This window comes from Lysinibacillus sp. RC46 (assembly GCF_041262385.1).
GTDB lineage: Bacteria > Bacillota > Bacilli > Bacillales_A > Planococcaceae > Lysinibacillus.
The window spans coordinates 1-15,251 of record NZ_JBGCCF010000046.1 but is presented as its reverse complement, the minus strand read 5'-3'; the positions used below and the strand labels follow the sequence as shown (position 1 = coordinate 15,251).

13 protein-coding genes, 1 rRNA gene and 1 other annotated feature are annotated in these 15,251 nt (G+C 38.1%); of the genes, 2 read left to right on the top strand and 12 right to left on the bottom strand.

Features of this window, described 5'->3' with window-relative positions; genetic code table 11:
* Positions 1-84: 84 nt before the first annotated feature.
* The 5 genes from ABH966_RS25130 to ABH966_RS25110 form a co-directional block, all read right to left on the bottom strand.
* Positions 85-2,496, bottom strand: a complete 2,412-nt coding sequence (locus tag ABH966_RS25130; RefSeq protein WP_370083289.1) for a heavy metal translocating P-type ATPase — start codon at positions 2,494-2,496, stop codon at positions 85-87.
* An 81-nt stretch (positions 2,497-2,577) separates the two neighbouring features.
* Positions 2,578-2,784, bottom strand: a complete 207-nt coding sequence (gene copZ / locus ABH966_RS25125; RefSeq protein WP_370083287.1) for a copper chaperone CopZ — start codon at positions 2,782-2,784, stop codon at positions 2,578-2,580.
* Positions 2,785-2,841: 57 nt separating this feature from the next.
* Positions 2,842-3,174, bottom strand: coding sequence for a metal-sensitive transcriptional regulator (locus ABH966_RS25120; RefSeq protein WP_370083285.1), 333 nt, complete (start codon positions 3,172-3,174; stop codon positions 2,842-2,844).
* A gap of 75 nt (positions 3,175-3,249) precedes the next feature.
* Positions 3,250-4,200, bottom strand: a complete 951-nt coding sequence (locus tag ABH966_RS25115; RefSeq protein WP_370083283.1) for a cation diffusion facilitator family transporter — start codon at positions 4,198-4,200, stop codon at positions 3,250-3,252.
* 20 nt (positions 4,201-4,220) lie between these two features.
* Positions 4,221-4,556, bottom strand: a complete 336-nt coding sequence (locus ABH966_RS25110) for an ArsR/SmtB family transcription factor (RefSeq protein ID WP_370083281.1) — start codon at positions 4,554-4,556, stop codon at positions 4,221-4,223.
* Positions 4,557-4,743: 187 nt separating this feature from the next.
* On the opposite strand from ABH966_RS25110, the gene tadA reads away from it, so the two are divergent.
* Positions 4,744-5,262, top strand: a complete 519-nt coding sequence (tadA, locus tag ABH966_RS25105; RefSeq protein ID WP_370083279.1) for a tRNA adenosine(34) deaminase TadA — start codon at positions 4,744-4,746, stop codon at positions 5,260-5,262.
* Between the two features lie 91 nt (positions 5,263-5,353).
* Here the strand turns inward: tadA and serS are convergent, their stop codons facing one another.
* The 3 genes from serS to pdxS form a co-directional block, all read right to left on the bottom strand.
* On the bottom strand, positions 5,354-6,634 hold the full coding sequence (gene serS / locus ABH966_RS25100) for a serine--tRNA ligase (RefSeq protein WP_370083277.1): 1,281 nt from the start codon (positions 6,632-6,634) through the stop codon (positions 5,354-5,356).
* A gap of 72 nt (positions 6,635-6,706) precedes the next feature.
* Positions 6,707-6,930, bottom strand: a binding site (T-box leader).
* A gap of 49 nt (positions 6,931-6,979) precedes the next feature.
* Positions 6,980-7,543 (bottom strand): pyridoxal 5'-phosphate synthase glutaminase subunit PdxT, encoded by a 564-nt coding sequence (gene pdxT / locus ABH966_RS25095; RefSeq protein WP_370083275.1) that lies wholly within the window; start codon positions 7,541-7,543, stop codon positions 6,980-6,982.
* Position 7,544: 1 nt separating this feature from the next.
* Entirely contained in the window at positions 7,545-8,429 is an 885-nt protein-coding gene (gene pdxS / locus ABH966_RS25090) for a pyridoxal 5'-phosphate synthase lyase subunit PdxS (protein WP_370083273.1), read from the bottom strand.
* Positions 8,430-8,534: 105 nt separating this feature from the next.
* Here pdxS and pdxR point away from each other — a divergent pair, with 105 nt between their 5' ends.
* A complete protein-coding gene (gene pdxR, locus ABH966_RS25085; RefSeq protein ID WP_370083271.1) occupies positions 8,535-9,959 on the top strand; it encodes a MocR-like pyridoxine biosynthesis transcription factor PdxR in 1,425 nt (474 codons plus the stop codon).
* A gap of 32 nt (positions 9,960-9,991) precedes the next feature.
* Here pdxR and asnB read toward each other — a convergent pair whose 3' ends face one another.
* From asnB to rrf, 4 genes are all read right to left on the bottom strand, one after another.
* Positions 9,992-11,830, bottom strand: coding sequence for an asparagine synthase (glutamine-hydrolyzing) (asnB, locus tag ABH966_RS25080; protein ID WP_370083269.1), 1,839 nt, complete (start codon positions 11,828-11,830; stop codon positions 9,992-9,994).
* A gap of 105 nt (positions 11,831-11,935) precedes the next feature.
* On the bottom strand, positions 11,936-13,258 hold the full coding sequence (locus tag ABH966_RS25075; protein ID WP_370083267.1) for a D-alanyl-D-alanine carboxypeptidase family protein: 1,323 nt from the start codon (positions 13,256-13,258) through the stop codon (positions 11,936-11,938).
* Positions 13,259-13,399: 141 nt separating this feature from the next.
* A complete protein-coding gene (guaB, locus tag ABH966_RS25070; RefSeq protein ID WP_370083265.1) occupies positions 13,400-14,863 on the bottom strand; it encodes an IMP dehydrogenase in 1,464 nt (487 codons plus the stop codon).
* 295 nt (positions 14,864-15,158) lie between these two features.
* Positions 15,159-15,251: ribosomal RNA gene (gene rrf / locus ABH966_RS25065) — 5S ribosomal RNA — on the bottom strand; the annotation flags it as partial.

Genomic DNA, 15,251 nt, shown 5'->3' with positions numbered 1-15,251 from the left:
AAATAGGAGGCCAAAACCAATTCTTTGACATCCGCTGAAATAAATAAAAAAATAGACCCACTCAAAGTGGATCTATCGTTACCCTTATAATTTAACTCGCTGTAAACGCAGTGCATTTAAAACGACAGATACGGAACTAAATGCCATCGCTGCACCTGCTACCCATGGAGCTAGTAAACCGATTGCGGCAATTGGAATACCTAATGAATTGTAAGCAAATGCCCAGAATAAGTTTTGTTTAATGTTGCGCATTGTTTTACGACTCATGATGATAGCATCCGCAATACTGTTTAAATCGCCACGAATTAGCGTAATATCCGCTGCTTCCATGGCCACGTCTGTACCGGTACCAATCGCCATTCCTATATTCGCTGTCGCAAGTGCTGGTGCATCGTTAATGCCATCACCAACCATCGCTACTTTTTTACCTGTAGCTTGCAGTTTTTTCACTTCATTCGCTTTGCCTTCTGGAAGAACTTCAGCAATCACATGATTCACACCAACTTCTGCTCCAATAGATTGTGCTGTACGTTCATTATCACCAGTCATCATAATAACGGTAATGCCCATTTCTTGTAGACGACTAACCGCTTCTTTTGAAGTATCCTTCACTGTATCAGCAACCGCTACTAGGCCAGCATACTGACCGTTAATCGCAGCTAACATGGCCGTTTTACCGTTTTCCTCTAATTGCTCCATTGCTGGTAGGATATCATCAATATGAATACCGTATTGTTGCATCAATTTACGTGTACCGATGACAACGCCTTGACCAGAGACAGTCGCTTGCACACCGTAACCTGGTATTGCTTCAAAGAATTGAACATCTCCTAGATCAATACCACGATCAGCAATTCCTTGAACAATTGCCTCTGCTAACGGATGCTCTGATTGCTTCTCAGCCGCACCAATTAAAGATAAAAAGCGTGCTTCGTCTTGATTTGCCGCTAGCATGACATCCGTTAAAACAGGTTTACCGTGTGTCACTGTACCTGTTTTATCAACAACTACTGTATCAATGCTTTGCGTTTGCTCTAAATGCTCTCCACCTTTAAATAAAATACCAAATTCCGCTGCACGACCAGAACCCGCCATAATAGATGTTGGTGTTGCCAATCCGAGCGCACATGGACAAGCGATAACGAGAACTGCAATTAATACTTCAAGTGCTGGCGTAAATTCACCAGGTCGTACCCAAATAATCCAAATTAAAAACGTGACAAGCGCAATGCCAACAACGATTGGTACAAAGACGCCCGAAATTTGGTCTGCTAAACGCTGGATTGGCGCTTTGGAGCCTTGTGCATCTTCTACAACTTTAATAATTTGAGCTAAGGCTGTATCGCGACCGACTTTAGTCGCTGTCATTTTAATGAAGCCATTTTTATTAATAGTAGAACCAAATAATAGGTCACCTTGCTTTTTATCGACAGGTAAACTTTCCCCTGTTAACATCGATTCATCTACAGCTGTTGTTCCTTCTAATACCTCACCATCAACAGGAATTTTTTCACCAGGCTTCACTAAAATAATGTCACCAATGACTACTTCTTCTAACGGTACCTCTTTCTCTACACCGTCACGAACAACGATGGCCGTTTTTGCCTGAAGGCCCATTAATTTTTTAATTGCTTCAGATGAGCGACCTTTTGCTTTTGCCTCAAATAATTTACCTAATAAAATTAAAGTAATTAATACGGCACTCGTTTCAAAATATAGGTGAGGGGCATGATGTGACCCCGCAGTAATAATTGCTTGATATACGCTATAAAAATACGCCGCAGATGTTCCCATTACTACAAGTACATCCATATTGGCACTACCATTGCGTAAAGCTTTATAGGCTCCCACATAAAATTGCTTCCCAATGATAAATTGAACAGGAGTAGCCAACACCATTTGTACCCACGGATTCATTAAAAATTCAGGGACATATAAAAATGATGTAAATGAAAAATGTCCTACCATCGTCCACAGTAATGGTAATGAAAGAATGGCCGATAAAATAAATTTTTTCTGCTGTTGTTTAATGGCCTGTTCACGATGATCCGCAGTTTCTCGCTCATCTACTTTTTGATGAGCCTCATATCCTAATTTCTCAACTTTTGCAATGATATCTGCAATCGCCACCTCAGATGGATTAAATTCAATAGTAGCTTTTTCGAGTGCTAAGTTAACGTTCGCAGAGGATACACCTGCTAGTTTATTTAAACCCTTCTCTATACGTGTAGCACAGGCTGCACATGTCATGCCTGTAATGTTGAATTCCGCTTTTTGTTTCACGATACCATAACCAAGTGCTTCAATTTTCTTTTCAAAATCTTCTTCATTTAATTTTGTCGAATCATATTTAATGGATGATTTTTCAAGAGCTAAATTAACTGTCGCTTGTTCTACACCATCCATTTTATTTAAACCTTTTTCTATACGAGTAGCACAGGCTGCACATGTCATACCTGTAATTTGCAAATTCGCTTCTTTTATTTCCGAACTCATGATCATTTCTCCTCTCTACATACCAACCAGGGGTATATAAAACTGAAAATAAGAGAGTGCTACAAGAGCACCCTACTTATATTATTTAACGTCATAGCCTTGATCGTCGATTGCTTCTTTAATTTGGTCTAGAGATACTTGTGTTTCGTCAAATGCTACATCTACTAAACCATCAGCTAAGTTTACTTTTACTTGTTCAACGCCAGCTAATGCTCCAACACTTTTTTCCACTGAGTTAACACAATGTCCACATGACATTCCTTGTACGTTTAAAGTTACGTTTTGCATAAAATATCTCTCCTTTAATTTAGATACTATATAGGGGTATATATTTATTAAAAAAATTTACTTCTTCATTAATTTTTGGATAGTCACTACTAATTCGTCTAACACTGCTTCATCACCTTCTGATAGGCGATCTACTACACATCCCTTTAAATGACCTTCTAATAATATCTTCGCTACGCTATTTAAAGCAGACTGCGTGGCAGACAGTTGCGTAATAATATCATCACAGTAAACGTCTTTTTCAATCATCCCTTTAATACCTCGGATTTGACCTTCAACTCGATTCAAACGAGTCGTTAAATCTTTTTTTACGCGTTCAGGGTGATGGCTTTTTCGACACGACGTAGCTTCCTCTGTATGACAAGCATCCTCTTTCACTATATCCTCCATTAAATGCACCTCCTACTTCATAATCATCATACTATACCCACGAAGGGTATGCAAAGCTTAAAATTTTTAATTTAGTTAATGATGATGGTGGTGATGATTCGACTGCTCATTTTTTATTGTACACAAAATTGAATTATCGTGCTTGTGCGCTACTGTTTCCAATTGAATCGTTACATGCTTTATGCCCTTATGCTCAAGATTATGTTCAATTTCTCGTAATATATTCTCACTATCCGCAATTATTAGGTGATCATCAACAACTGCATGACAGGAAAGTGCATTTGCTCCACTTGTTATTGTCCAAATGTGTAAATCATGAATGCTATGAACGCCGTTTGTTTGTACAATAGTTTGTATGATCTCTTGAACATCAACGTTTGAAGGTGTTCCTTCCATTAGAACATGGATAGCAGCCTTCGTTACATAGTATCCGCTTCGCAATACTAATGCGGCAACAATAACACTCGCAAGTGGATCAGCCCAACCCCAACCAAAGAACATCATTAATAGTGCGGCAACGATGGCTCCTACAGATCCAAGCATATCACTTAATACGTGTAAATAAGCTCCACGCATATTTAAATTATCTTTTGTATCACTGCCGCGCATCATAATCCAAGCTACCAAAATATTTACCAAAAGACCGATTGTACTAATAATCAACATGCCTGTTGTTGCCACTTCTGGTGGATTTGCAAAACGTTCTATTGCTTCATAGAAAATGAATAAAGCAATTAAAATTAAAGTCACACCATTTAATACTGCTGCTAAAATTTCAAATCGTTTATAACCGTATGTTTTACTATAGCTTGCTGCCTTTTCTCCAAACATAAAAGCAAGTAAGGCTATCGCTAATGAAATGGAGTCACTTAACATATGTCCTGCATCTGATAAAAGAGCCAAACTATTAGTTAAATAGCCACCAATTGCTTCAACAATCATATAACTCGTAATAATAATAAATGATAGTATTAATATCTTTTTATTTGCACCATGTGTATGGCCATGATCATGATTATGTCCCATGTTTTATCCCTCCATTAACTCTAGTTATGTGCAGCATGCTCAATAGCTTGCTTCAATAAATTCATAATGTGATCATCATCTGTTGAATAATATAAGGTTGTGCCCTCTCTTCTATATTTCACTAACCGTAAATTTTTCAAAAAACGTAACTGATGTGAAACTGTTGATTGACCTAAATCTAAAATTTCAGCAATGTCGTTGACTGAATGTTCATCCGTACATAATAAATTTAAAATGCGAATTCTTGTCGGATCACTTAATGCTTTAAATGTTTGAGACACGACGAATAGCGTTTCTTCATCTAAATGTTGCTCTTTGTTAATCTGAACCTCTGTATTTTGTAATTTTTCATCCATTTAGTTTACCCCTAACCTTTTTATATTTGTATATGAGCATGTATTCATATATAAATATAAATGGTTGTATTGGAAATGTCAACGTTTTAACTTCTTACTACTTAATCCGGCCAATTATGCCGAGACATATTTGATAGTAGCAATTGTCAATTAAGCAAGATACACTAAGTGATAAGGAGAGATCATAGTGGATATTTTTGAAACAGACCGATTGTTTATGAACAGTGCACTGGAAGAAGCTAAGAAAGCAGCTTTACTTGGAGAAGTGCCAATAGGAGCTGTGCTTGTATACGATGGAGAGATTATTGCACAGGCTCATAATTTACGAGAAACAACACAAAATGCAACGACGCACGCTGAATTAATGGTTATTCAAGAGGCTTGTAAAAAAATAGGTAGCTGGCGCCTTGAAAAAACAACACTTTATGTGACACTTGAACCTTGCCCTATGTGTGCAGGTGCAATTTTGCAATCTCGTGTGCCACGTGTCGTATATGGTGCAAGAGATATAAAAGCAGGTTGTGTAGATTCACTCTATCGGTTATTAAACGATGCGCGCTTTAACCATGAATGTGAAGTAGCGGAAGGAATTTTAGCTGAGGAATGTGGACAAATCTTAACCGATTTTTTCCGAGCTTTACGCGAACGGAAAAAGGCTGAGAAAAAGGCGCGACAAGCTTTAGTTGTTGAAAATGAAGAATTTTAACTATGGAGTGCTAACATACTTTTTTAAAAGAAAAACTACTGTTGAGATGAAATTTTTCAACAGTAGTTTTTCTTTTATTTATCGACTCAATTTACTTTGGCGCAATTACTTCTTTTCCGCCCATATACGGTCTTAATACTTCTGGAATCACTACGCTTCCATCTTGTTGCTGATAGTTTTCTAGGATTGCTGCTACTGTACGACCGATTGCGAGACCTGAACCGTTTAATGTGTGTACATACTCCGGTTTTGCATTTGGCTCACGACGGAAGCGAATATTTGCTCGGCGTGCTTGGAAATCTTCAAAGTTAGAGCATGAAGAGATTTCGCGGTACATATTTTGAGCTGGAATCCAAACCTCTAAGTCGTACTTTTTCGCTGCAGTAAAACCTAAATCAGCTGTACACATTTTTAGTTTGCGGTATGGTAATCCTAATAATTGCAGTACTTTTTCTGCATGACCTGTTAAAAGTTCTAGCTGTTCATAAGATTCTTCTGGTTTTACAAAGCGTACTAATTCTACTTTGTTGAATTGGTGTTGGCGAATTAAACCACGTGTATCGCGACCTGCAGAACCTGCTTCTGAACGGAAGCATGCACTATATGCCGCAAAGCCATGTGGTAATGCTTCAGCTGTTAAAATTTCATCACGATAGAAGTTTGTCACAGGTACTTCTGCTGTTGGAATCATGAAATAATCTGTGTCATCTAATTTAAAGACATCTTCTTCAAATTTAGGTAGTTGTCCTGTACCTGTTAAGCTATCACGATTGACAATTACAGGTGGTAGCATTTCTTCATAACCATGCTCTTCCGCATGTAAGTCCATCATAAACGTCATTAATGCACGTTCTAAACGAGCACCAAGGCCTCGATAGAATAAGAAACGACTACCAGTCACTTTTGCACCACGTTCAAAGTCTACAATTTTTAAATCTGTAGCGATATCCCAGTGTGCTTTAATGTCGAAATCAAATGTTGGAATCTCACCCCAAGTATATTCCTCTACATTATCGTCCTCTGTTGTGCCAACTGGTACAGATGCATGTGGAATGTTTGGTAAACGCATCATCATATCTTTAAAGCGTTCTTCTACATCATTTAATTGGACATCTAGATCTTTAATTTCATCGCCAACTTGACGCATACGTGCAATCACTTCATCCGCATTTTCTTTATTACGCTTCATGATCGAAATTTGCTCAGATACTTTATTACGTTCAGCTTTAAGTTCTTCTGTTTTTGCAATTAATTCACGACGCTTTGCATCTAATTGTTCAAAGTCATCTAAGTTTCCTAAATCCTCATTACGTGTTAATAGCATTTCTTTAATTTCCGCGAAATTGTCGCGCACGCGTTTAATATCTAACATCGTCATACCTCCAGTAGATTCTTAATGATGGGAAAATATTTAGTAGAAAACACAAAAAAGCCCTCATCCCCAAAAAGGGACGAGAGCTACCCGCGTTGCCACCCTAATTGATTAGACACTTTGTACTTAGTCTAATCCACTTATCTCATAACGGCATTTCAGCCGGCGACAGCCTACTTCATTAACTTCGACTGCGCAACTCCAGGACGGATTCACAAGTGCCTTTATCAGCTTCCACCACCCGCTGACTCTCTAAAAAAAACGTGCTTGCTACTACTTCCCATCATCGTGTTCAGTTATTTAAATTTTATCCATACTGTACTATATGAAGTGAAATTTTGCAAGTCATACCATAGAAGATACAAAATATTCAAGAATTCGTGCATCTGATGTTAATTCAGGATGGAAGGAACATCCTAATAAATGATCGTCTTTCGCTAACACGATTTTCCCGTCATGCTCTGCTAATATTTCAACACCTTCACCTACGGAAACAATATGTGGCGCACGTATAAAGACAGCCGGAATGGCAGCACCTATTTCAGGTATGTCGAGCTTAACCTCAAAACTATCTACCTGGCGTCCATAAGAATTCCGTGCAACTACCACATCCATTACAGCTAAATGTGACTCATAATCTACTAATTCCTTTGCCAATAAAATCAATCCTGCACATGTTCCAAACATCGGTAAACCTTGCTTTGCAAGTGTGCGGATTGGCTCTAATAGCTCATAGCGATTCAGTAATTTCCGCATCGTTGTGCTTTCTCCACCAGGCAAGACAAGTCCATCAAGCTTCTCTAAATCAGCTCTTTGTTTTACTAAGACCGCTTCGCATCCAAGAAACTCTAACATTTGCACATGCTCTCGTACCGCTCCCTGTAATGCTAAAACACCGATTCGCTTCATCTTACCAGCCTCGCTCTTGCATACGCTCATTTTGACTAAGCTGTGCAATATCGATGCCTTTCATCGGAACACCTAGCTCTTTTGAAATTTCAGCAATTAGCTTGTAGTCCTTATAATGCGTAGTAGCCTCAACAATTGCACGAGCAAATTTCTCTGGGTTTTCTGATTTAAAAATACCAGAACCAACAAATACACCGTCAGCTCCAAGCTCCATCATTAATGCTGCATCAGCAGGTGTAGCAACTCCACCTGCTGCAAAATTCACTACTGGTAAACGGCCAAGACGCTTAATTTCTCTTAATAATTCAAAAGGAGCACCAAGCAATTTAGCTTCTGTCATTAATTCATCCTCTGTCATACCAACTACCTTACGTACTTGCGCATTCACTTTACGCATATGACGAACTGCCTCTACAATATTACCTGTCCCCGGTTCCCCTTTAGTTCGTAACATGGAAGCACCCTCACCTATGCGTCGAGCGGCTTCACCTAAATCACGACAGCCACAAACAAAGGGCACTTTGTAATCACTTTTTAATAAATGAAACTCTTCATCTGCTGGAGTTAATACTTCACTTTCATCAATATAATCGACACCCATTGCTTCTAACACTCTTGCTTCTACAATATGTCCAATACGTGCTTTAGCCATGACAGGAATGGATACTGCCCCCAATACCTCCTCGACAATACGAGGATCAGCCATACGTGCAACTCCCCCCGCCTTGCGAATGTCTGATGGTACTCGTTCTAATGCCATGACAGCTACAGCTCCTGCCGCTTCCGCAATTTTCGCTTGTTCTGCATTAATGACATCCATAATGACGCCACCCTTTTGCATTTCCGCCATCCCGCGCTTAACTAATTCTGTACCTGTTTGTTTCATGATTTCTAACCTCCACCTTTATGATGAAATTTAGTATAATTGAAATTGACCATATAAAAATATCCAGTTTATAAAATAATCGTAAGGTCAGGAGAATTAATGCACATGGACATGCTATTATTTCAACTAGAAAAAAATGGTGGGAAACCGCTCTACGATCAGCTTTATAGCGGCATTAAAGAAGCTATTATTACAAAAAAAATAGCAGTAGGAGAAAAATTACCATCAAAAAGAAAATTAGCCGATTTTTTGAATATTTCACAAACAACAATTGAAATTGCATATGCACAGCTACTTGCTGAAGGGTATATTATGTCTAAATCCCGTGTCGGTTATTTTGTAGAGGAAATTGACGAGCTTCCGTATATTCAGCAGGAAACAATAACTTCCTTAAACGAACAACCTAAGAAAAAATTGTACAAGATAGATTTTAATCCTGGTTCCATCGATATTGATGCCTTCCCTTTTCAAACATGGCGGAAATATGCGAAAGAGCTCTTTGATGATGCCTCAAAGGAATTATTATTAACAGGTGAGCCTCAGGGAGAACGATCTTTGCGAACGGAGATTGCTAATTATTTATTTCAATCACGCGGGGTTGTTTGTAGTCCCGAGCAAATTGTCATCGGTTCAGGAACAGAACAGCTTCTACCAATGATTTTGCGACTCTTTAGTGACAATACTTGTTTTGCCCTTGAAAACCCTGGATATCCAGCTGTGCATCGTATGTTTTCCCAGCATAAACGAAAAGTCTATCCAATTGCGGTCGATGATGAAGGAATTGTCATTCATGAGCTCGAAAAAACTAGCGCTGACGTTGTTTATATCACGCCATCTCACCAATTCCCTACAGGAGCAGTATTATCGGCTACAAGACGTGCACAGGCTTTAAATTGGGCCTCACAAAGCTCCTCTCGATACATTATTGAAGATGATTATGATTCTGAATTTCGTTATACTGGAAAACCAATTCCTGCACTTCATGCATTAGATCGAAATGATAAAGTAATTTATATGAGTACATTTACAAAATCATTAATGCCGTCCTTGCGCGTCGCTTATTTTGTACTTCCACCAAAATTACTTGTTGCTTATAATGATGTATTTAATTACTATTCATCAACAGTACCTCGTTTCGATCAACATATTGTAGCTAATTTTATGCGTGACGGCCATTTTGCAAAGCATTTAAATCGAATGAGAAAGATTTATCGAAAAAAACATGAAAAACTCACTTCTATTTTAGAAAACTATTCTAATCAAATTAACATCACTGGTGAGCAAGCAGGAATGCATATTTTACTCGATGTCCAACATACTTTGTCTGAAAAGCAATTACAGCAGCTTGCTTCCAATGCGGAAATCAGAATCTATCCATTATCTGATTATCGCCTGGATTACTCCGCACCCTCAAAAGCTCAATTTTTACTAGGTTTTGGAGGCATACCTGTGCATGAAATTGAACCTTCTATCGAAAAGCTAATGAACTGTTGGGATATACAGAAAAAACACCAAGCAACCTCACGTTAAAAGGTTGGTTGGTGTTTCTTTTATCTTCATTCTTATGATTCAATTAGCTGGATATTATAAAGTTCAAACCATGTATGAATTTGACCCAGATAAGCTAAAAGCTGTGGACCTGCCATTAATTGTCCATACCAAGGAACTTTGAAAGAACTGCCACCCGATTCAATTAGCTCTATTAGTTTCTGTCGTTCAAATAATTCATAAAGAATTGAATTTTTGTCCTCCATTATGTCTCTGAGCCATTTTTGAACGCCTGCTGTATAAATTGGATGATACGTTTTAGGGTACGGATTCTTTTTCCGATATAAAACTTCTTCTGGCAATAAATGTTGCATTGCTTTACGAAGTAAACCCTTCTCCATACCATCTAAATTTTTCATTTCCCAAGGAATATTCCACGTATATTCCACAAGACGATGATCTGCAAACGGCACTCGAACTTCAAGACTCGCCCCCATGCTCATACGGTCTTTTCGTTCCAGCAATGTTTGCATAAACCATACCATATTCAAATAAAACATTTCTCGTTGCCTTACTTCCTCAATACTCTCTCCTTCAAGATATGGTACTTCAGCAATTGTTTGTGAATAAGTCTGTTGTGCATATGATTCAACTTTTAATTTCTTACGCCATCGCTCTTGTAACATTGTTGATCTTTCAGACAATGAACGAATCCACGGAAAACCTGTAGTCGTTTCTGTAAACCATGGATAGCCACCGAAAATTTCATCTGCACATTCACCTGATAGCGCAACGGTAAAATCCTTTTTAATTTCTCGACAAAACCATAATAACGATGAATCTACATCTGCCATCCCTGGTGAATCTCTAACGATGACAGATTCTATTAAGAAATCGATTAATTGCTGTTGGGAAATTTCCTCTGCATGGTGTGTTGTACTAAAGGTATCTGTCATTTTTTGAATCCAATACGTATCTGTGGATGTTTGAAAAGCATGTGGGTTAAAAAAACGTTCATTATCCTCATAGTCTATAGAGTACGTATGGAGTTTGCCTTTATTTTGTTGCTGAAACATGTTTGCAGCAATGCCAGTAATAATGCTGGAATCTAATCCCCCTGAAAGAAATGTACAGATTGGTACGTCTGAAACAAGCTGTCGTTCAATAGCATCCGTTAGTAAAAAACGGACATGATCGATTGTCTCCTCTAATGACTCTTCATGATGTTTACTCTGTAACTGCCAATACTGCCAAACTCGTATACCCTCTCTAGAGAAACGCATTGCATATCCTGGACGTAGCTCATTAATATTTTGAAAAGGTGATTTTCCGGGCGTTCTGGACGGTCCTACAGCCATAATATTTGCTAGCCCTTCCATATTAACGGTTGTTTTAATCAATGGATGAGCTAATAATGCTTTCACTTCGGATGCAAAAAGTAAGCCGTCTTGTTGTTCTGTGTAAAATAAAGGCTTTACACCTAGTCGGTCTCTGCATAAAAACAGAGATTGTGATTGTTCATCCCATATACCAAAAGCGAAAATTCCATTTAAAAAATCAACACACTGCTCTTTCCATTCAATATAAGCAGTTAATAATACTTCCGTATCTGAATGTGTTGTAAAAAGATGCCCTCTCTTTTGCAGCTCTTTCCTTAATTCTTCTGTATTATAAAGCTCGCCATTATATGTAATGACATAGTTTGCACCATCGTGTACTTTTTTCATCGGTTGCTTCCCACCGATTAAATCTATGACGGCTAGCCGACGATGGCCAAATGCAATATGCTCACTACACCAAATATTTTCATCATCTGGCCCTCGTTTATTTAACGTTTGCGTCATTAACTTTAGAATTTCATTACTTGTTCTTAAATCCTTTTGAAAGCTAGCCCATCCTGTAATGCCACACATTTAGCCACATCCTTTCGCCTAATAGCGTATGCAGTAAAGCGTAAAAATGTGAAAAAGAACATGTAGATGTTTTAAAACACCTACATGTTCTTTATACATTAATTGTTAAAATAAGCCATCAACAAAGTCAGTAATACCATTCCATAAGTTCCCGAAGAAGCTACCAACACCTTGGAAGAATAATGAGATGCCACCAGCACGCTCTACAGCCTCTGTAGTGACAACATCAGCTTTAAGGTCCTTACCGTCAATAAAACCGTAATCTGTGCCTTCTGAGCGTTCAAGAACTAACTTTCCGACAACGGTACCCTTCTTAACCTCTGCTTCAAGACTCTTTTTATCTAAAACTAGTTTAGGTTTATATAAATCTTTCTCAGATGACTTGACCATAAATGAAACTGGTTCTTTAACAGCAATCGCTACTTTGTTTTCTTTACCTTTCGTAACTTTTACTGTTTCTTGATCTTTAAACTTATAGTTCGCAGGAATAATTTCTTGTTTCGAGAATTGTGAGAAACCATAGTTAAACAATTTAGCTGTTTCATCGAAGCGCGCTTTTTTTGGATCCTCTCCCACAGCCTTCATAACTACAGAAATTAAACGTGTACCATTGCGCTCTGCTGTACCTGTAAAGCAATGACCCGCAAAGTCTGTTGTACCTGTTTTTAATCCGTCAACGCCTTCATATTTGTACGCTAATTCCGGCAACATATAGTTCCAGTTTATCATGTCGATGCTATCATCTGTACCTTCACGGAACTTCTTTTCTGCAATTTTAGACGTTTTTAATACGTCTGGATGATCTTTTAGTAAATGATATGCTAATTTAGCTACAGATTTAGCAGGCATTACGTTTTCATCATTTGGTCCAGTACCAGCTGGCTGCATACCAAATAAATCTGCATTGTTAAGACCAGTAGAGTTTACGAATTTATAGCCTTTAAGACCAAGCTCTTCTGCCTTTTTATTCATTAGCTTTAGAAACTCAGTTTCAGTACCCGCAATTGTTTCTGCTATAGCGACTGTAGCAGCATTTGCAGAGTAAATTGCCATTGCCTCATATAATTCTTTAATTTTGTAAGTTCCATCTCTACGCAATGGTACGTTACTTAATGCACGGTTTTGAGACATTTTATACGTATAATCAGTTACGTGATATTCCTGATCCCACTTAACTGTACCTGCATCAATTGCATCCAATAACAGGTATTCAGTCATCATTTTTGTCATACTTGCAATACCTAGTGAAGTATCTGCATTTTGTTCATATAAAATTTTTCCTGAATCTGCGTCAATTAAAATTGCAGCATCCACATGTAGTCCTAAATCTGTTTCTGCATTTGCCTTCGCCGGAATACCTGCTAAAACACTAAATAACAAAACAGGAATTAGGAGTAAGCGAATGACAGTGTTCATTGTCTTTTTCACCTTTAAAGCCCTCCAAAAAATAATCTTGTCCTCGACATTTTATCATATATAGTAACTTCCGTGCGCACTCTATATCATAAAAAAATGCTCTCGTGTCATCTTTGTAGACGATTCGAAAGCATAAAAGTTGCTAGTAATATATTACATCGAATAGTTTGGTGATTCTTTTGTGATTTGTACATCATGTGGATGTGATTCACGTAGACCTGCACCTGTCATACGAACAAATTGAGCATTTTCACGTAAGAACTCAAGGTTAGCTGAACCGCAATAGCCCATACCTGCACGAATACCACCGATTAGTTGATAAATTGTATCTGCTAGTGGTCCTTTGTATGGAAGACGACCTTCAATACCCTCTGGTACTAATTTTTTCGCATCTTCTTGGAAGTATCGATCTTTTGAACCTTTTTCCATAGCTCCAATTGAACCCATACCACGGTATACTTTGAAGCGACGACCTTGGAAGATTTCAGTTTCACCAGGAGATTCAGAAGTACCTGCAAGAAGTGAACCAAGCATTACAACGTTACCACCTGCTGCAAGAGCTTTTACGATATCTCCAGAGTATTTAATGCCTCCATCAGCAATAATTGTTTTACCAAGCTCACGAGCTACTGTTGCACAATCGTAAACAGCTGTAATTTGTGGTACACCTACACCAGCTACGACACGAGTAGTACAAATAGATCCAGGCCCAATACCAACTTTCACTACATCTGCACCTGCCCCAAATAATGCGCGTGCACCTTCAGCTGTTGCCACGTTACCAGCGATAATTTCAAGCTCAGGATAAGCTTCACGGATAGAGCGAATTGTTTGTAATACACCCTCAGAATGACCGTGAGCTGTATCGATTACTACGATGTCTACTTGTGCTTCAACAAGCTTTTCAATACGTATCATTGTATCTTTTGAAACACCAACGGCTGCTCCTACTAATAAACGACCATGTATGTCTTTTGCAGCGTTAGGGAACTCAATTACCTTCTCAATATCCTTAATTGTAATTAGTCCAGTTAATTTACCTTCTTCATCTACAATTGGTAACTTTTCGATTTTATATTGTTGAAGAATCTTTTCAGCATCCTCTAGAGTCGTTCCAACAGGAGCTGTAATTAAATCTTCTTTTGTCATAACATCTTCAATTTTTAAAGAATAGTCAGAAATGAAACGTAAGTCGCGGTTTGTAATGATCCCTACTAGTTTTTGGTTTTCCATACTATCAACAATTGGTACACCAGAAATTCGGTATTTACCCATTAAATGCTCAGCATCGAAAACTTGGTGAGTCGGAGTTAAGAAAAATGGGTTTGTAATAACACCATTTTCAGAACGTTTTACTTTTTCTACTTGCTCAGCTTGCTCATCAATCGACATGTTCTTATGGATAATACCGATACCACCTTGACGTGCCATAGCAATTGCCATTTTAGACTCTGTAACTGTATCCATGCCTGCGCTGATCATTGGAATATTTAATTTAATCTTCGGTGTTAGTTGAACTGATAAATCAACATCTTTCGGTAATACTTCTGAATGCGCTGGTACTAATAATACATCATCAAAAGTTAAACCTTCTTTGGCAAATTTAGTTTCCCACATTTTCGTAACGTCCTCCTATAGTTAAAAGAATATTAATTGTAAGATTAACAACGTGCTAAGCTACTGTCAAGAAACTTATAAAAGAAAGACAATTCAGATTTTTCAAGGTAGTAACTCTGATAGTCTTTTCGCCCTTTTTTCACTGAGAAAAATATAGCCTTTTTTAATTTCTTCTACATTTAGAATAAATGATCGTTAAGCTCTGTCTTATTTTAGGCAAGTTTTGTTGAATTATTGATAAATTATTAAGGTTTTTTATAAAAAAACAGTCAGCACTCAGCTGACTGTTTACATTGCCTAGCGACGTCCTACTCTCACAGGGGGAAGCCCCCAACTACCATCGGCGCTAAAGAGCTTAACTTCCGTGTTCGGTATGGGAACGGGTGTG